Raw genomic sequence first — 19,381 nt, 5'->3', positions numbered from 1 at the left:
GAGCCAGCCAATGACCCTCAAGACCGCGACCCGGGCGGACCTCGAATCCGTACCTGGCACTGAATCACAAGCACAGCGCCGCAAGCCGAAGCGCCGTCGCTCCGTCCAAGTGCAGGACACTCCTGTGGACCGGATCTTCATGGTCGGCGTCTACATCCTCCTCTCGACGTTCCTGCTCATCGTGCTCGTGCCGCTGATCAACATCGTGGCCAGCTCGTTCTCCAGCCCCGCAGCGGTCTCGGGCGGGCAGGTGTTCCTGTGGCCGGTCGACTTCACACTCATCGGCTATGAAGCGGTGCTTGGCAACGAGGCCATCGTCACCGGGTTCGCCAACTCGTTGTTCTACGCCCTGGTAGGGACGCTGGTCAGCGTCACGCTGACGGTCATGATCGCCTATCCGCTCTCCCGCTCGGAGCTGGTGGGCCGCAAGGTCCTCATCGGTGGGGTTCTGTTCACGATGCTGTTCTCCGGCGGCCTCATCCCGACCTACATGGTGGTCCGGGCGCTCGGTCTGCTGGACACGCGTTGGGCGATGATCATCCCTGCCGCGATCGGGGCTTGGCAGGTGCTCATCGCGATGACCTTCTTCCGCTCCTCGATCCCGGGGGAGCTCTATGAGGCGGCGCAGCTCGACGGCGCCTCGGACCTTCGCTTCCTGTGGTCGGTCGTGCTGCCGCTGTCGAAGCCGCTGCTGGCGGTCATCGCCCTGATGTACGGCATCGGACAGTGGAACTCCTATTTCTCTGCGCTGATCTACCTGCGCAGTGAAGAGCTGTACCCCTTGCAGTTGGTGCTGCGGAACATCCTGGTGCTCAACAACAACAGCGGCGGCACGAACCTCGCGGACCAGATGCAGGCCAAGCAGGTCGCCGATCTGATGAAGTTCTCCCTCATCGTCGTGTCCACAGTGCCCGTGCTGCTCGTCTACCCGTTCGTGGCGCGGCACTTCACCAAGGGCGTGATGCTCGGCTCCGTCAAGGGCTGATCCGCGGCTCGCGAGCGTCGCCGTGACGCGGCTGATCAGCGACTCCGAGCCTTGCCGGCTGAACGCCCCCACAGATTTCCCCTCAAGCCCATCAACTCCTCAGTGAAAGGCAGTCAACGATGACCAGCAGATTCGCCCGAGCGGCGGCGGCCGGAGCGGCACTGGCCGTGTCAGCCAGTGCATTCGCCGCGTGCTCCTCGGAGCCGGAGACCACTCCGGACGACGTGATCACCATCTTCGCGCCCGAGAACCCCGACATGGACTTGGACGACAACGCGTTCACGAAGGTGATCGAGGAGAAGTTCGACGTCGACCTCCAGTTCGAGACCACCACGTACGACGGCACCGCGGCCGGGGAGAAGCGGCAGATCTCCCTCGCCAGCGGCGACTACCCCGACGCGTACATGCTCATTCCCTGGGTCGACCAGTTCAACAACGACGAGCTCGTGAAGCTCGGCGGGCAGGGCATCATCGTCCAGTTGGACGACCTGATCGGCGAGGACACGCCCAACATCGCCGCAGCGTTCGAGGACGAGCCCGACTACAAGAAAGCGGCCACGGCGTCGGACGGCAACATCTGGGGCCTGCCGCAGTGGAACGAGTGCTTCCACTGCTCGTACGGCACGAAGCTGTGGATGAACTCCGCTTGGCTCGACACCCTCGGGCTGGAGCAGCCGACCACGCCCGAAGAGATGCGCACGGTCCTCGAGGCGTTCAAGACCCAGGACCCCAACGGGAACGGCAAGGCCGACGAGATCCCCCTCTCCGGAGACCTCGGCGGTACGGTCCTCCAGTACTTGATGAACCCGTTCGTCTACACCTCGGGCATCAACGCCGAAGGCACCACGCCGGCCTCGCTCGCCGCCGTCGACGGCGAGGTCGTGCTGCAGCCGACCCGCGACGAGTGGCGGACCGCCATCGCCTACGTCAACTCCCTGTACGAGGACGGCCTGATCGACGAGGGCACCTTCACGCAGAACGGTGAAGCGCTGTACGCCAAGGGCAACAGCGCGGAGGGCGTGATCCTCGGATCGGTCGCCACGCTGCACCCCGCGGTCTTCGTCGACCTCGCCGCCGCGGACGGCCGCGGTGCGCAGTACGACGCGGTTCCGCCGCTGACCGGGCCGAACGGCAGCGACACGTCCTGGAACGGTCCGAGCGGCGCCGGCGGCGCGTCCTTCGTCATCACGAACCGCGCCAGCGAGGCCAAGCAGAGGAAGCTCATGCAGATCATGGACTTCATCTACTCGTACGAAGGGCACCTCCAGGGCGAGTTCGGCATCGAAGGCGTCAACTGGGCCCCGCCGGAGTCCGGCGACGTGCCCCTCGACGAGACCGTGGAGCCGCTGTACAAGACGCTCACCCTGCCCGAGGGCGAGGGCCTGAACAACGCCTGGGGCGCGATGACGCAGTACTTCAGCGACGAGACCTTCCGCGGCGGCCAGATCGTGTCGACCGACGTCTACGACCCGGCCGGCTACGAGCGCCGTCTCTTCGAGGCCACGAAGCTCTACGAGGGCCACGAGTCCGGCGAGGCGTTCCCGTACTGGGACATCCGGATCAGCGGTGACACCGCTTCGGAGCTGGCGACGATCCAGACCAACGTGGAGAGCGCCGTCGTCCAGGCGAGCGCCGAGTTCGCCACCGGCACCCGCGACATCGAGAGCGACGAGGACTGGGCCGAGTTCCAGCAGAACCTGACCGACCTCGGCGCCGAACGCTACGTCGAGATCTACCAACAGGCCTGGGACGAGACCAAGTAGTCCCGCCGCAATCCGAGGCGGGCCGCGACTCTGCGCGAATGCACGGCTCGCAAGCAGCCTTGGCGACGCTTGCGAGCCGTGATCGAGCCGCACCGGGAGACGCGGCCCGCCTCCCCGACAACACCCATGTGCTGAGAGGTCCCGACCGCATGATCCGCGAACAGCGCTTCATCAACGACGACTGGACGTTCGCGTACGGCGAGCATCCCGGTGCCGAGTCCGAGCCGCCGCACCCGCCACGGCCAGAAGCCGCCCGGCACGACGCCGCCTGGTACGACATCGGCCTGCCGCACTCCTTCGACCTGCCCGACTTCCGCGAACAGCGCTTCTACGTCGGCCACGGCTGCTACCGCCGCACCGTCACGATCAATCCTGAATGGACAGGCCAGTGGATCGCCCTGGAGTTCCTGGGGGTCTTCCAAGCCTGCGAGGTCTTCGTCAACGGCCGCCCCGTCGGCCGCCACGAAGGCGGCTACACGCCGTTCACAGTGGACATCTCGGACGCCGTCGTCGCCGGGGCCAACGAGGTCTTCGTGCGCGTCGACAACCTCTGGAACCCGCGACTCGCTCCGCGCGCGGGCGACTACAGCTTCGCCGGCGGGATCTACCGCGACGTCAGCCTCATCGTGGCCGACCGGGTGCGCATCGACTGGTACGGCATCGGCGTGACCACGCCCGACGTCGGCCGCGAACGTGCGACCGTCGCCGCGAGCGTGGAGGTCGTCAACGACGAGCCGCATCCGGTCCAGGTCGACGTGGCGGCCGTGATCGCCGATCCCGGGCGCACCGTCGCCGCGCTCCCTCCCGTGACCCGCACCATCCCGGCACGCTCACGGGCCGTCGTCGAACTCGAAGGGGCCGTTGCGCGTCCGATCCTGTGGCACCCGGACCAGCCGCACCGGTACCGGCTGACGGCCTCCGTCTCCGTCGAGGGGACAGCGAGGGATTCGCAGCAGACCGCATTCGGCATCCGCAGCTTCGAGTTCACGGCCGACCGCGGGTTCTTCCTTAACGGCGAACACCTCGACCTCCACGGCGTGAACGTCCATCAGAACCGCGGCGGCTGGGGCGACGCGGGCACCCGCGCCTCGATCCGCCGCGACGTGGCCATGGTCAAGGACCTGGGCATGAACATCATCCGCGGCTCGCACTACCCGCACCACCCGTTCTTCGCGGAGGAATGCGACCGCCAGGGCCTGCTGTTCTGGTCCGAGCTCCACTTCTGGGGGATCGGCGGCGAGGACGTCGAGGGCTACTGGTTCGCCAGCGCCTACCCCGTGGAGGAGGCGGACGAGCCCGCGTTCGAGGAGAGCCTGCGGCGCGCCCTGCGCGAGATGGTCCGGACCCACCGCAACCACCCGAGCATCGTCACGTGGAGCATCGGCAACGAGGCGTTCTTCAGCGATGACAAGGTGATCGACAAGGCCAAGCGGCTCACCGGCGAACTGGTCGAACTCGCGCGCGAGCTCGACCCGACCCGTCCGGTGGCGGTCGGCGGCGCGCAGCGCAAGGGCTTCGACCGTCTCGGCGACATCGCCGGCTACAACGGCGACGGCGCGGAGCTCTTCCACGATCCCGGCATCCCGAACGTGGTGTCGGAGTACCACGGCGTGCGCGGCCAGGGGCCGGGGGAGTACGAAGTGGAGTGGGAGCACGGCGTCGAGGTCGACTACCCGTGGCGCTCGGGCAAGATCTTCTGGTGCGCGTTCCACTACAAGTCGATCGCGGACGGCGCCGGTCTCCAGGGCCTGGCCGATTACTGGCGGAGGCCCCGGCGGCCGTACCACTGGTACCGCGAGCGGTTGCGCGGCATCGCCCCGCCCGAGTTCCCCAAGCCCGGGTGGGCGGTCGCGCTGCGGCTGTCCTCCGATGTCGACACGATCCCGACCGACGGCACCGGTGACGTGCGCATCGAGGTCGAACTGGTCGACACGCGCGGCGTCCGGGTCGTGGACGACCGGGCCGTGACGCTGACCGTGGTCGAAGGCGAAGGCGTGTTCCCCTCGGGCCGGAGCATCACGCTCGCGCCCGAGACCCACAGTCTGTGGGGCGGTGCGGGGGCGATCGAGTTGCGCTCGTATGTGCCTGGGGTGCAACGCATTCGGGCCACCGCTGACGGTCTGGTCCCGGCCGAGCTCGTTGCCGAGGCGGTCGGCGAGCGCAAGGCGCCGCGCGCGAGGCGGCTGCCGCCGCCCGCGCCGTCGGTAGCCGAGCCCCCTCGCGGGCAGGGGAAGACCTCGCTGGCCGCGTACCGGCCGGTCTCGGTGAGCAGCGCCGAGCCGCGGTTCGAGGGCGGGAACGCCACGAGCAGCGGGAGCGGCACGTTCTGGCGGGCCGCGAACCGCGATCCCGGCGAGTGGATCACCGCGCATCTGGAGTTCCCGTACGAGATCAGCCGGATTGAGGTGGTCTTCGCCGAGGCCCCCGCGCATCCGTGGGCGGTCGAGACGAGCGCGGACGGGCAGCGGTTCGAGCCGCTGCACCGCGGCGAGCCCGGCGCCGATTCGCTCTCGGTGCACCTGGACTTCCCGGCCCGGCCGGCTTCGCGGGTGCGGATCGCCTTCCCGCAGCAGCCGATCGACATCGAGGAGATCCGCGTGTACTGAGTTCCGCACAAGCTCCGACCAGGGGCGGGGCAGTCTCGGTCTCCGCCTCTGGCCGGGTGTGCGCAAATGTCGGATACCGCAGATTTTCATTGAAACATATAGATAAATTGTGTTATCGTGAACGTTCACGAGCGGTCGCATCCCCCGGCATGTCACCGCATGGCGCAAAGGAGCACCATGTCCCAACACCACGCGAACGAACCGCGCCTCGCCCGGCGGCACCTCCTGCGGGGAGCCGTCGTCGCAGGAGGCCTCGCGGTCGCCGGCACCGCGGGCCTCGGGATCGCCCAGGCCCAGACCGGCGCCCATCCCGGACTGCTGCACACCCAGGCCGACTTCGACCGGATGCGCGAGCAGGTCTACGCGAACGCGGAGCCGTGGATCTCCGGCTGGCGCAAGCTGATCGGCAACCGCCACTCCTGGCCGGACTGGCAGCCCAACCCGCAGACCGGCATCTACCGCGGCAGCGGCTGGCCGGAGAACTACGCCATCTTCTACAACGACATCCACGCCGCGTACCAGAACGCGCTGCGCTGGCGGATCACCGGCACCACGACCCATCGCGACTGCGCGGTGAACATCCTCAACGCCTGGTCCGGCACCCTCCAGGAGATCAACGGCTCCGCCGACCGCTGGCTCGCCGCCGGCATCTACGGCTACCAGGCCGCCAACGCCGCCGAGCTGGTGCGCGACGCCCCCGGCTTCGACCGGGCGCGGTTCCAAGCCATGCTGCGCAACATCTTCTACCCGATGAACGACGACTTCCTCAACCGCCACAACGGCGCCTGCATCACCAACTACTGGGCCAACTGGGACCTGTGCAGCATGGCCTCGATCATGGCGATCGGCGTCTTCAACGACGAGCCGGCCAAGTTCGACCGCGCCGTCGACTACTTCTGGAACGGCGCCGGCAACGGCTCGATCAAGAACGCGATCCCGTTCATCCACGGCGCCCTCGCGCAGTGGCAGGAGTCGGGCCGCGACCAGGGGCACACCATGATGGGCATCGGCCTGATGGGCACGATCATGGAAATGGCCTGGAACCAGGGCGTCGACCTGTACTCGGCGCGCGACCACGCCTTCGCCCGGGCCGCCGACTACGTGGCCCGCTACAACCTCGGCTACGACGACCTGCCGTTCACCAAGTACACCTGGGGCTCCGGCGTCAACTGCAGCTACAACGAGCACACGGTGATGGGCGCGGGCGGCCGCGGCCAGGCCCGGCCTGTGTGGGCGCGGGTGTACGGCCACTACATCTCCCGGTGGGGATTCACCCTGCCCAACCTGAAGCAGATGGTCGAGCAGAGCGGCGCCGAAGGCGGCGGCGGCGACTACGGCACCACCTCAGGCGGCTTCGACGAGCTCGGCTTCGGCACGCTCGCCTGCCTCCGCTGAACACGACACTTCTCCCGTGCGGCATTGCGCCGCAACGACAGGCGGGGACCGGACCCGGTCCGGCCCCCGCACCCTCCCCTCCCTTTCCGAACAGATGAGGAACCATGACTGAGAACCCTTCACGCACCAGCCTGTCCCGGCGCGCCGTGCTTCAGGCGGGCGGCGCGGTCGCCGTCGCCGGCTACCTGGCCACCGCCGCTAACCCTGCCTCCGCACAGGAGCCGTCCGCTGAGGACCGCCTCGTGACCTACCCGATCCCCGAGGGCGTCGCCCGCAACAGCACGTTCACGGTCGCAGTCAAGAACCCCGGCGGCCAGTGGACACCCGTCGAGGCGTACAACGTGCGGCTCAAGGAGATCAAGCTGACCGGCGGCGACCAGTTCTACCAGTCCTCGGTGGCCTCCTTCGACTTCAGCGGCACCGTCGAAGTGAAGGTGACCTTCACCAAGGCCGAGGTCGAGCAGGCGCGGGTGCGGCCGCTCTCGTACGGCATCGAATCGGAAGTCGAGGACCGCTCGATCCACTTCACGCTCACCGAGCCCCGCAAGGTCGTCGTCGAGGTCAACGGCCTCCTCTACGACTGCCTCCACCTCCTCGCCAACGCGATCGACGACGACGCGCCCGACCCCGAGGACCCGGGCGTCGTCTACTTCGGTCCCGGCGTGCACACGGGCGGGGAGCTCGCCGTCCAGAGCGGCCAGACCGTCTACCTCGCCGGGGGCGCGGTCGTCAAGCGCAAGATCGCGTTCAACGGCGTCGAGAACGCCTCGCTGCGCGGGCGCGGCGTGATCACCGGCGTCGACTGGGGTGCCGCCCCCGTCAGGTCCTCGAAGAACATCCTGATCGAGGGCGTCACGGTCATGAACAACCCGACCGGGAACCTGTGCGACATCGGCGAGTCCGAGCAGGTGACCGTCCGCGACGTGTCGTACTTCAGCTCCGCCAAGTGGGGCGACGGCATCGATGTGTTCTGCTCGAGCGAAGTCCTCATCGAGGGCATGTTCATGCGCAGCTCCGACGACTGCATCGCCCTTTACGCCCACCGGAACGACTACTACGGCGACGTCCGCAACATCACCATCCGCGGCTCGGCGCTGTGGGCCGACCTCGCCCACCCGATCAACATCGGCACCCACGGCAACACCGAGGAGCCCGAGGTGCTGGAGAACATCGTCATCAGCGACCTCGACATCCTCGACCACCGCGAGCCGCAGCAGAACTACCAGGGCTGCATCGCGATCAACCCCGGCGACAGCAACCTGGTGCGGAACGTCCGCATCCAGGACGTGCGCGTCGAGGACTTCCGCATCGGCCAGATCATCCACATGCGAGTGGCCTACAACAAGTCCTACAACACCTCGGCCGGGCGCGGGATCGAGTCGGTGTTCGTGCGCGACATGAGCTACGAGGGCACGCATGCCGACACCGCGCTCCTGCTCGGGTACGACGCCGACCACGGCATCAAGGACGTGGTCTTCCAGAACTTCAAGGTCAACGGCAAGGTCATCGCTGACAACATGGCGAAGCCGGGCTGGTACAAGGCCTCGGACATGGTGCCGATGCACGTCAACGAGCACGTGACCGGAGTGCGGTTCCTGAAGCCGGAGACCGCGCCGAGCACGACGCCGCCCGCGATCATCGCGGCCGGTGAAGCGAGGACGAAGACGGGGGCCAACACGGTCTACACCGTGAGCGCCACCGGGTTCCCCGAGGCGTTCGAGGCCGAGGGCCTGCCCGAGGGTCTGGTCTTCGACACCGCCGCGGGTGTAGTGTCCGGTGCTGCGGTAGAAACCGGTTCCTACGACGTGACCTTCAGCGCCGCCAACGGAGCCGGGACCGTCGAGCACACCACCACGTTCACTGTCGCCTGACCCTCCGCCACTAGGGAGCCATGATGAACCAGTACCGCCCGACCCGCCGCGTGTTCCTGCGCGGCGCCGCGGGGTCCCTGATCGCGGTCGGCACCGGTGCGGCGCTGCCGTCCGCTTCCGGATTCGCCGCGCCCGCATTCGCCTTCGCGCACCCCGGTCTCCTGCACACGGCCGCGGACCTGGAGCGGATGCGGGCCGCGGTGACGGCGGGGGAGGAGCCGATCCACTCCGGTTTCGCGGCGATGGCCGCGAACGGCCGCTCCGCCCACGACTACCGGATCCGCAACACCGGCCAGATCACCTCGTGGGGCCGCGGCCCCACCGACCACACGGCCGAGGCCGCAGAGGACGCCGGGGCCGCCTACCAGAACGCGCTCATGTGGGCGATCACCGGCGACGAGCGGCACGCGGACAAGACCCGCGACATCCTCAACGCCTGGTCGGCCAGCCTGCAGACCATCACCGGCGCCGACGGCCAGCTCGGCGCGGGCCTCCAGGGCTTCAAGCTCGTCAACGCCGCGGAGATCCTGCGGCACAGCGAGTACGACGGCTGGGCCGACGCGGACATCGCCCGGTGCGAACGGTCCTTCAAGGACGTCTGGTACCCGTCGATCTCCGGGTACGCCCTGTTCGCCAACGGCAACTGGGACGTCGCCGCCCTCCAGACGATCATCGCGGTCGCCGTGTTCTGCGACGACCGCGTCATGTTCGAGGACGCGGTCCGCTACGCGCGGCACGGTTCCGGGAACGGCTCGATCACCGGCATCGTCGTCGACGAGTCCGGGCAGGGCCAGGAGAGCGGGCGCACGCAGGCGTACGCGCAGCTCGCGCTCGGGCTGCTCAGCGACACCGCCGAGGTCGCCTGGAACCAAGGGGTCGATCTTTACGGCCATGAAGGCAACCGCATTCTCGCCGGGTTCGAGTACACCGCCAAATACAACCTCGGCGAGGACGTGCCGTTCACCGCCGACCTCGACCGGACCGGCAAGTACCTCAAGACCGCCATCTCGGCGAGCAACCGCGGCCAGTACCGGCCCATCCACGAACTCGCCTACGGCCACTACGCGGGCCGACTCGGCCTCGCCGTCCCGTACACCGAGCGTGTCGTCTTCCGAGGGAGCGGCGGGAACCGCTTCATCGAAGGCGGCAACGACGACCATCCCTCCTGGGGCACACTCACCTTCGCGCGCGAACCGGTCGAACCCGCGGCGCCGCAGGCGCCCCCGCCCGCGCCCGCCGGCCTCGCCGCGGACGGATCCTCTGCCGGGATCACCCTCGCCTGGGCCGCCGCGGTCGAACCGGCGAGCATGGCCCCGGCCGCGTCCTACACGGTCAAGCGCGCCGGCCTTGAAGGCGACTTCGCCACGCTCGCAACCGGAGTCACCGAAACGACCTACACTGACGAGTCGGCCCGCGCCGGGCAGACCTACGTCTACGTCGTGTCCGCCGCGAACGAGGCGGGCGAAGGCCCGGACTCGCTCGGCATCGCCGTCTCCGCCGGACTGCCCTCGCCTTGGGCGAGTATGGATGTCGGCGAGCCTGGGCCTTCCGGGAGCACGAACTTCGACGGCCAGGCGTTCCGCATCGAGGGCGGTGGCGCCGACATCGCCGGGGCGGGCGACGCGTTCCGCTTCACCTACCTGCCGATGAGCGGCGACGGCACCCTGACCGCGCGGATCGCCCACCCCGTCAGCTCGCAGTACGCGAAGGTCGGCCTGATGATGCGGGAGTCCCTCGAGCCGGACGCCGCGCACGCTTCGATGCTCATCCAAGGCCTCCCGCTCCACACCTGGAGCGGCGTCTGGACGACCCGCGCCGCGACCGGGGCCGCGACCACCGGCACCGGCAGCACACCCGTCCCGCCCACCCAGCAGACGGAGATCACCGTCAACGCGGGGTTCCCGATCGCGAGCCACGGCTCCCTCCCGGCGTCGGCGACGCCGCTGCCCGCGCCCCACGTCGAGGGCGCGAGCGACGGCTACCGGTGGCGCCGCCCCTACTGGGTCCGGTTGGAACGCAAGGATTCCAAGTTCACCGGCTGGATCTCGCCGAACGGCCGCGACTGGCGGAAGGTCGGCTCCACCAGGCTGGAGCTCGACCGCGAACTGCACGTCGGGCTCGCCGTCTGCTCAGTGCTGGGCGCGGACGCGGACTGGGCCGAGACCACGACGGCGGTCTTCGACAACGTCACCGCGCCAGGCTGGTCCTCCGACGCGCCGACGGCTCCGGTGGGAGACCTGCGGGCGCGGGCGGGAGCGAACGCCGTCGAACTCGCCTGGGCCAGTGCGGATCTCGCGGCGCGTTTCACCGTCAAGCGCGCCCCGGCGAGCGGCGGCCGCTTCGCCGTCCTCGCCCGCGACATCGGCCCGGTCGGGTACGGCGTGCAGACCCGTTACACGGACGCCACGGGCACGCCCGGCACCGAATACCGCTACCTGGTGTGCGCCGCGAACGCGACCGGCGAAGGCCCGGCGTCGACCGAGGCCCGAGCGGTGATGCCGACCCCGACGGCTCCGGAGATCACCAGCGCCGGCACGGCTTTCGGCAACGCGGGCAAGCCGTTCGAGTACCTGATCCGCGCCACGGGCGACCCCTCCGGTTTCACCGCGGGCGGCCTGCCCGACGGGCTCTGTCTCGACGCGGCGACCGGCCTGATCTCGGGTACGCCCGCCGTGCCGGGCGAGTCCACTGTGGCACTGAGTGCGGCCAACGCGACTGGAGCGGCCGCCGCGAACCTCGCCGTCGTCGTCGGCAGCTCGCCGCCGGCGCCGTGGGCCTATCGCGACATCGGCGATCACGTGCCCGACGAGAGGCTGCTCGGATCCCGCAGCGTCGTCGACATCCGCGTTCCCGGCATCACCTGCCATGACGAGGCGACGGGTATGTTCACGCTCCGCGGAGCGGGCTCGGACCTCAACGTCATCAACCAGGGCATGACCGTGCACTTCGCGTCCGTGCCGCTGGAAGGCGACGGCTCGATCATCGCGCGCCTGGCCGACTGGCGGGGAGCTGCGGCGACCGGCCGCGCCGGGCTGGTGATGGCCAAGTCCCTCAACCCGTTCGACCAGATGGCCGGGACTGTTCTGGGCGCCAACGGGACCGTCCAGTTCTTCCGGCGCACGCGCGTGGCCTTCCGCCCGACCACGACAGACGGACCGGTCGGCGTCGGCGCGCCGATCTGGCTGCGGCTCAGCAGAACCGGGGACGCCTTCAGCGCTGCCACATCCACCGACGGCGAGACCTGGACCCCGATCGGCGAGCCGCACGCGATCCCGGCGTTCGGCACCGCCCTGTACCACGTCGGACTCGCCGTCGTCTCCGGCGATCCGGCCGCGTTGAGCACCGCGGTCTTCGACCAGGTGTCCGTGGCGCCGACCGCCGGCGCATGAGTTGCGGGCGTCCGGACCCGCCCCCTCCGGACGCCCTCCCGTCGGTCCGTCTTCCCGGCGTGGATCGGAGAAGCCGAGTCGCTGCACATCGGACGAATCCCGAGCGCTCGCGGGCAGGGCCATCGGGGCGCCGTCCCGATTCGAGCGCTGGAGGCCTTCCGCGTCGGGAACGATAGGGTCTGGAAATGGCTTCAGCGGCACCGGCATCGGACCTCACGGGATGGCGGCGAGCGCCGTTCGCCGCCGGCGGTGTCAGCCACGACTGCTACGAGAAGGGCTCCGGCCCCGGCGTCGTGCTGGTCCCCGAGATCCCGGGCATCACCCCCGAGGTGCTCGGCCTCGCCGACCATCTCGTCGACGCCGGGTTCACCGTCGTGGTCCCGTCGGCGTTCGGCACGCCGGGCCGCCGGGAGTCGCCCGGGTACAACCTGGGCGTGATCGCCAGGCTCTGCGTCTCGGCGGAGTTCCGCGCGTTCGCCATGAACGCGCGCCGGCCGTTCGCCGATTACCTGCGCGCCCTCGCGCGCGATCTCGCCGCCCGCACCCCCGGGCCCGGCGTCGGCGTCGTCGGCATGTGCTTCACGGGCGGGTTCGCGCTCGCGGCCGCCACCGATGACGCGGTGCTGGCTCCGGTGCTGGCCCAACCGTCGGTGCCCTTCCCGATCAGCGCCGCCCGGCGCGCCGACCCGGGACTGTCGAACGAGGAGCTCGACCGGGTCGCGGCCCGCGCCCGTGACTCCGGGCTGTGCGCGCTCGGCCTGCGTTTCAGCGAGGACCGGTTGGCGCCGCCCGACCGTTTCGCCGCGCTGCGCGCCCGACTCGGTGACGCCTTCGAGGTGATCGAACTGGACGCCGCGCCCGGCAACACGGGCGGCTTCGACCGGTCCGCGCACTCGGTGCTGACCAGGGAAGTGCGCGCTCGGCAAGGGCACCAGGCACTCGCGGCGCGCGAGCGGGTCGTGGCGTTCCTGCGCGAGCGGCTGACCCCGCCGTCCTGAAGCGGCCGACGGCGCGAGCGCGCCGCCGCCGAATCCGAGACGCCGTCGACGACTCCGGTCAAGGCAAGTGCAGCGTTGCACCGCTGCGGCGCCCGAGGAACGGCCGGTCCGCCGTGCCCGCACCACTTTCCCACCACAATGGCTCTACACCGCCGCGCGAGACTGGTTCCACTCCGCACGGTCGCCGCGCATCGCCGCTCGATGCGAGCGGGCGCGCGCGGTCGCACCCCCGATCAGCCAGGAAGGGAACCCCTATGCCGCGAACGACCAAGAGGCGTCTGAGCCTCAGGGCCGCATGCATATTCATCGCCTCCTTCACGACCGTCGCAGTCACGGCGGGCGTCGCCTGGGCCGCGTACACCGACAACATGTACCCCACCCAGTACCTGACGGTGGGCTGCTTCAGCATCAGCAGCCCCACCGGTCCGGGCTTCTGCCAGACCGACAACGCGACGGTCACGTACTACATGGACAGTTCCGGCTCGAACATGCTCGAGGCCGTCGACCGCTCGGTCGTCAACAACGTCATGTCGGGCGAGTACGCGCCGACCGACCTCTCCGTCTCCTACGACTCGACGCCCTCGTTCTCCGGCAGCGCGGAGACCGACATCGTCTACGAGGAGAGCGGCATCGGCGTCCCCGCGAGCGCTGACGGCGGCACCTTCTGCAACAACGCCGCCAGCAGCATCAAATGCGACCAGCAGTACATCCGCATCCGCGGCGGCGGCTCCTACACCTACGGCCTCACCTGCCACGAGACCGGCCACGCCGTCGGGCTGACCCACGGCGACGCCGCGGCGCCGAAGCGGAGCAACACCGACACGAAACTCGGATGCATGACGACGCCGACCGACGCCGACCGCACGCTCGGGGCGAACAACATCGAGAACATCAACGCCACCTACTGAGGAGGACCCGTGAGAACCCGCAACCGCATCGCGGCCGCCGCCGGCATCATCGCGGCCGCCTCCGTCACCGGCATCATCGTCGCGGCCATCGCCGCGCCCGGAGCACACCCCGAGGACCAAGCGGCCCCCGCCGCCGAAGAGATCATGCTGGGGCAGGGCAGCGACCACCTCCCGAGCGTCACGGCCGCCGACTGGGTCACCTACGCCGACCACGTCATCGTCGTCGAGGCCGTGACGGAGCAGGCCATCGCGCCGTCCGCAGAGGAGGTCGAACGCGGCGAGGGCGTCATCGGCCGCATCATCTCGCTCACAGTCGAAGACGTGCTGTGGACGCGGGAGGGCGCCACGCACGCGGCCCCCGCGACCTGGGACTACTCGGGCCTCGGCTGGGCCTTCAGCGACGGGGACACCGCCGCCGCCGTCGAGATGGCCTTCCACGACCTCCCCAGGATCGAGGTCGGCCACCAGTACGTCATGGCCGTCCGCTGGGAAGCGGCCGTCTGCGACGAGGACGGCGAGTACACCCCGGCCATGTGGCGCGGTCTCGGCGAAGGCTCGGAGATCCCCTACGACGGGGACATCCTCGGCAACGGCGAGTCCGAAGGCACCGTGCAGGACGCGGCGGCCTTCGCCGCCGCGGCCGAAGACGAGCCCGACCAGGGCGTCGAAGAGCTGCTGGCCGGCCAGGGCGCCGACGCGATCGTGAGCGCCCTGGAAAGCGCAGCGCCGGACACCGCGGCGCAATCCGAGCTGGCGGCCTTCGCCGCCGAGAACGCCTGCGTGTGACCGACATGCGCCACCGCACCCCCGATCGGCCAGGAAAGGAAACCCCCATGCCGAGAACAGCGAAACGCCTGAGCCTCAGGGCCGCATGCATTTCCATCGCCGCCTTCACGACCGTCGCGGTCACCTCGGGCGTCGCCTGGGCCGCGTACACCGACAACATGTACCCCACCCAGTACGAGACGACCGCGTGCTTCAGCGAGGGCGGCCCCGACGGGCAGGTCTCGTGCCAGACCGACAACGCGACCCTCACGTACTACATGGACAGCTCCGGCTCCAACATGCTCGAGACCGTGGACCGCGACGTCGTCTTCGAGGTCATGGCCCAGGAGTACGCGCCGACCGACTTCAGCGTCTCCTACGACTCGACGCCCTCGTTCTCCGGCAGCGCGGAGACCGACATCGTCTACGAGGAGAGCTCGGTGGGCATGTCCTCCAGCACCCTCGGCGTCACCTTCTGCAACAACGCCGCCAGCACCACCAAATGCGACCAGCAGTACATCCGCATCCGCGGCGCCGGCTACTACACGCACGGCCGCACCTGCCACGAGACCGGCCACGCCGTCGGCCTGCTGCACGGCGGCAAGTCCGCGCCGCAGCGCAGCAACAGCGATCCGAAACTCGGATGCATGAGGACGCCGACCAGCCCCGGGGACGGGCTCGGGGCGAACAACATCGAGAACATCAACGCCACCTACTGAGGAGGACCCGTGAGAACCCGCAACCGCATCGCGGCCGCCGCCGGCATCATCGCGGCCGCCTCCGTCACCGGCATCGCCGTCGCGGCGCTGGCCGCTCCCGCATCAGACCCCGGCGACCGACCGGCCGCGGCGTCCCAGGAAGTGCTGCTGGGCGAGGGCACCGACAACCTTCCGAGCATCACGGCCGCCGACTGGGTCACTTACGCCGACCACGTCATCGTCGTCGAGGCCGTCTCCGAGGCGAGCATCGCCCCGGGCGCGGAGGAGATCGAACGCGGCGAAGGCGTCATCGGCCGGACCGTCGCGCTCACGGTCGAGGACGTGCTCTGGTCGAGGGACGGCGCGCCGAAAGCCGCGCCCACGAGCTGGAACTACTCGGCCCTCGGATGGCACTTCACCGACGGCGACACCGCCGATCCCGTGAAGCTGGCGCTCTCGGAGTTCCCCCGCGTCGAGGTCGGACACCAGTACGTCATGGCCGTCCGCTGGCAGGCCGCCCTCTGCGACGAGGACGGCGAGTACGCCCCGGCCCAATGGCTCGGCCTCGGTGAAGGCTCGGAGATCCCGTTCGACGACGGCATCCTCGGCAACGGCGAATCCGAAGGCACCGTGCAGAACGCGGCGGCCTTCGCCGCCGCGGCCGAAGACGAGCCCGACCAAGGCGTCGAGGAGCTGCTGGCCGGCCAGAGCGCCGACGCGCTCGTCAGCGCCCTGGCGGAGGCCGTCCCGGACACCGCCGCGCAGTCCGAAGCGGAGGCGTTCTCGACCATGAACTCCTGCGTGTAAGCGGAGGGCCCGGGTCCGACCGGACCCGGGCCCTCACCATGGAGCGGTCGGCTAACGGAGCGAGTCTGGCCCGGACCTTCTCCGCGCCGGGGTGGCCGAGGTGGTCGAAGATGGCCAGGGCGCGCCGCCAAGTGCGCTGCGCCGCTTCGGTATCGCCGATGGCGTGCTGGGCGTCGCCGAGATTGACGACGGTGTCGGCCTCGCCCGTTCGGCTGCCGAGGTCCCGGTACAGGGCGAGCGCGTGCTCATAGAAGGCGATGGCCCGGGCATGCCGTCCGAGATGGTGGTGGGCGTAGCCGAGGCTGTCCGCCGCGGTGGCCTGGCCGTGGCGGTCCCCGATCGACTCCATGAGCTTCATGGCCTCCTCGCAGTAGGCCAGCGCCGTCCGGTGGTCGCCGGACATGGAGTGGTACCAACCGATCGCGTTGAGGGCGCTGCCTTGGCCCTCGAGATGATCCGCGGCCCGGTACAGCTCGAGCGCGCATCGGGCGCTGGCGATCGCCTCGTCGAACCGCTCCTGCCGTTCGAAGAACCGGCCGCGGATGAGGTGGGCATGGGCTTCGCCGGTGCGGTCGTTCAGGTCCCGGCACAGGTCCAGTGTCCGGTCGAGGAGCGCGCCGGCGTCGTCGGTGCGTCCGATCTGGCTGTACGCCTCGGCGAGCGGGCGGCTCACTCGGACTTCGGCGTCGGCGTCGTCGAGTCGTCGGGCGGCCTCCAGGGCCGTCTGCCAGACGGCCGTCTGTTCTTGCCATGGCCCGCGGTCGAGATGGTCCCGGAGGGTCCAGGCGAGTTGCCAGCAGTGGGTGTCGAGGCGGCGCTCGGCCGCCGCTTGGACCGCGGTCGTCAGGGCCGCGCCCTCGGATGCGAACCACGCCATGGCGGTCTCGCCGTCGGCCAGACGGAAGGGCGTGATGTCGGCGGGCGGGTCGGCGAGGGGGATCGGGTCGCGGTTCGGGTCGGTCAGACGGCTTGCGGCGTAAGCGGTGTGGAGGTAGAAGTCCAGCAGTCGCCGGGTCGCGTCGTCCCGCTCCCGCTTCGAGTCGACGGTCTCGGCGAGCTCGGCGGAGTATGCCCGCAGGAGATCGTGGAAGGCGAACCGTCCGGGTGTCGGTTCGTTGAGCAGGTTGCCGCGGGACAGTTCGATGAGGAGCCGGTTCGCCGCGTGCGCGGTGATGCCCGCGACGGCCGCGGCGGCCGCCGTGGTGATCTCCGGGCCCGGATGAGTGCTGAGGAGCCGGAACAGCCGTGCCGCATCGGCGGTGAGGGCTTGGTACGACCAGGAGAAGACGGCGCGGAGATCGACCGTGGGGTCGGGGTCGGCGAGCGCGTCGAGGCGGTCGTTGGCGTCGTCGAGCGAAGCGGCGAGGGCGGTCAGGGAGAAGTCCGGCCGCGCGGCGGCGCGTGCGGCGACAATGGCCAGCGCGAGTGGGAGCCCGTCGCAGGCGGCGATGATCCGTTCGGCGGCTTCGGGTTCGGCGGCCGTTCGCCGGTCGCGGATGCGGTGCTCCAGGAACCGCTCCGCGTCCTCGGCGGCGAGGCCCGTCAGGGTGATCGGGACGGCGCCGTGGGCGGAGAGCCCGGAGAGGCTGTTGCGGCTGGTGACCAGTGCGAGGCTCGTGGCGGTGCCGGGCAGGAGCGGGGTGACCTGGTCGAGGTCGCGGGCGTTGTCGATGACTACGAGGACCCGTCTGCCCACCAGCAGACTGCGGTACAGGGCGGCCTGCGCGTCCAGGTCGCGCGGTATCCGCATCGGCGGCGTGTGCAGCGCCTCGAGGAGGGACCGGAGCGCCTCGCCGGCCTTGAGCGGCTGCCCGACGGGATCGAATCCGCGCAGGCTGACGTACAGCTGGCCGTCGGGGAAGCGGTCGGCGACCCGGTGCGCCCAGTGGACCGCGAGCGCGGTCTTCCCCATTCCGGCGGCGCCGGTGATGATCGCGGCCGTCGCCGCTCCGGCCGATTCGACCGGAGCGGCGAGCAAGGAATCCAATGAGGACAGTTGGGCTTCCCGGCCGGTGAAGTGCGGGGCCGAGGACGGGAGTTGCCGCGGCACCGTCGGCCGCGACCCGCCTGCCGCCGTGGCGTTCTCGGGAGCAGCGGGTCGCAGTCGCGGGTCGTACTGCAGGATCTGGCGGTGCAGTTCCTCGATCGGCGGTGAGGGTTTGATGCCCAGCTCCGCGTCGAGCAGTCGGTACAGCCGCTGGTACGCCGCGAGCGCTTCGGCCTGCCGTCCGGCACCGTACAGGCCGAGCATGAGCAGGCGCCAGAAGCCTTCCCGCAGCGGGTGCGCGAGTGTGAGCGCTTCCAGTTCCGCGACGGTGGTCACGGGCGAATCCGCTTCCAGCTCCGCGGCCAGGCACTGCTCGACGACCTCCAGCCGCAGGTCGTCGAGCAGCCGGGCTTTGTCCCGCACAGCTGCGGCGTCGATGTCCGCGAACGAGGCGGGGCCGCGCCAGAGCCCCAGGCCTTCGCGCAGTGCCGTGATGCCCTCGTCGGACCGGTTGCGCTGCAACGCCTGCCGACCGCGCTTGGCCAGCGCGTCGAAACGCTGCGCGTCGACCGTTCCGGCGGGGGCCTCCAGGACGTACCCCTGGCTCCGGCTGTGCAGAGCCACGGCGTCATTGCCGCGCAGGCGCTTTCGCAGTTGGTACACATAGGTTCGCAGTGTCGCCTCGGCGCTGTTGGGCGGCTTCTCGCCCCAGAGCTGCTCGATCAGCCAGTCGCGCTCGACCGGCCGGTTCGCGTCGAGCAGCAGCAGCGCCAGCAGGGTCCGCGGTTTGGCCGCGCCGATGGCGGCCGGCCTGCCGTCCACCACTATTTCCACCGGCCCCAGCACTCGAAACTCCTGTGCATTGGCGGTCATGGCGACTCCCTGCGGTGTGGGTGCGGGCGGAGTATGCGTTCACTCAGACGTCATACGCCGCGTCGCTCGCCCTGGTTGCATCGGGGGGAGTGGACCGATGGCCTTGGCGTGCACAGGGGTCTGCGAAGTCCCAGGGCGCTCCCAGCTGACCCGGCCTTCGGTCTCGAAGGCGGGCTCGGCGCTGTCGAGCACGCCGGGCCGGGCGGCCCCGTCAGGACCGCGAGGCGGCTTCGATCAACGCCATGTACTCGGGGTCGATGTCGCCACCCGTGGCGAACGGCTGGGATCCAGAGGACCCGCCGAGCAGAAGGGGGAAGGTTTGCGGGGGCCGTACAA

The 19,381-nt window shown here is 69.9% G+C and carries 12 protein-coding genes; 11 read left to right on the top strand and 1 reads right to left on the bottom strand.

What is annotated here, in order from left to right; translation table 11 throughout:
- Positions 1–10: 10 nt before the first annotated feature.
- From O2L01_RS13325 to O2L01_RS13275, 11 genes are all read left to right on the top strand, one after another.
- Positions 11–985 carry a carbohydrate ABC transporter permease gene (locus O2L01_RS13325; RefSeq protein WP_270122433.1) on the top strand — a complete coding sequence of 325 codons (975 nt, stop codon included), beginning with the start codon at positions 11–13 and terminating at the stop codon, positions 983–985.
- A gap of 119 nt (positions 986–1,104) precedes the next feature.
- Positions 1,105–2,748 (top strand): type 2 periplasmic-binding domain-containing protein, encoded by a 1,644-nt coding sequence (locus O2L01_RS13320; RefSeq protein WP_270122432.1) that lies wholly within the window; start codon positions 1,105–1,107, stop codon positions 2,746–2,748.
- Between the two features lie 149 nt (positions 2,749–2,897).
- Positions 2,898–5,354 (top strand): glycoside hydrolase family 2 protein, encoded by a 2,457-nt coding sequence (locus tag O2L01_RS13315; RefSeq protein WP_270122431.1) that lies wholly within the window; start codon positions 2,898–2,900, stop codon positions 5,352–5,354.
- A 177-nt stretch (positions 5,355–5,531) separates the two neighbouring features.
- Positions 5,532–6,749: an alginate lyase family protein gene (locus O2L01_RS13310; protein WP_270122430.1), complete on the top strand. Its 1,218-nt coding sequence runs from the start codon at positions 5,532–5,534 to the stop codon at positions 6,747–6,749.
- Positions 6,750–6,853: 104 nt separating this feature from the next.
- Entirely contained in the window at positions 6,854–8,620 is a 1,767-nt protein-coding gene (locus tag O2L01_RS13305) for a glycosyl hydrolase family 28 protein (RefSeq protein WP_270122429.1), read from the top strand.
- Between the two features lie 23 nt (positions 8,621–8,643).
- Positions 8,644–12,009: an alginate lyase family protein gene (locus O2L01_RS13300; RefSeq protein ID WP_270122428.1), complete on the top strand. Its 3,366-nt coding sequence runs from the start codon at positions 8,644–8,646 to the stop codon at positions 12,007–12,009.
- A 185-nt stretch (positions 12,010–12,194) separates the two neighbouring features.
- Positions 12,195–13,007, top strand: a complete 813-nt coding sequence (locus tag O2L01_RS13295; RefSeq protein WP_270122427.1) for a dienelactone hydrolase family protein — start codon at positions 12,195–12,197, stop codon at positions 13,005–13,007.
- 254 nt (positions 13,008–13,261) lie between these two features.
- On the top strand, positions 13,262–13,915 hold the full coding sequence (locus tag O2L01_RS13290; RefSeq protein ID WP_270122426.1) for a hypothetical protein: 654 nt from the start codon (positions 13,262–13,264) through the stop codon (positions 13,913–13,915).
- A gap of 9 nt (positions 13,916–13,924) precedes the next feature.
- Positions 13,925–14,701, top strand: a complete 777-nt coding sequence (locus tag O2L01_RS13285; protein WP_270122425.1) for a hypothetical protein — start codon at positions 13,925–13,927, stop codon at positions 14,699–14,701.
- A gap of 47 nt (positions 14,702–14,748) precedes the next feature.
- On the top strand, positions 14,749–15,399 hold the full coding sequence (locus tag O2L01_RS13280; RefSeq protein ID WP_270122424.1) for a hypothetical protein: 651 nt from the start codon (positions 14,749–14,751) through the stop codon (positions 15,397–15,399).
- Between the two features lie 9 nt (positions 15,400–15,408).
- Positions 15,409–16,185, top strand: coding sequence for a hypothetical protein (locus O2L01_RS13275; RefSeq protein WP_270122423.1), 777 nt, complete (start codon positions 15,409–15,411; stop codon positions 16,183–16,185).
- Here O2L01_RS13275 and O2L01_RS13270 read toward each other — a convergent pair.
- On the bottom strand, positions 16,103–19,045 hold the full coding sequence (locus O2L01_RS13270) for an AfsR/SARP family transcriptional regulator (protein WP_270122422.1): 2,943 nt from the start codon (positions 19,043–19,045) through the stop codon (positions 16,103–16,105). The genes O2L01_RS13275 and O2L01_RS13270 overlap by 83 nt on opposite strands.
- Between the last annotated feature and the right edge of the window lie 336 nt (positions 19,046–19,381).

Source organism: Glycomyces lechevalierae, assembly GCF_027622945.1.
In the GTDB taxonomy this organism is placed as follows: domain Bacteria; phylum Actinomycetota; class Actinomycetes; order Mycobacteriales; family Micromonosporaceae; genus Glycomyces; species Glycomyces rutgersensis.
This window is presented reverse-complemented; position numbering and strand designations above follow the sequence as displayed.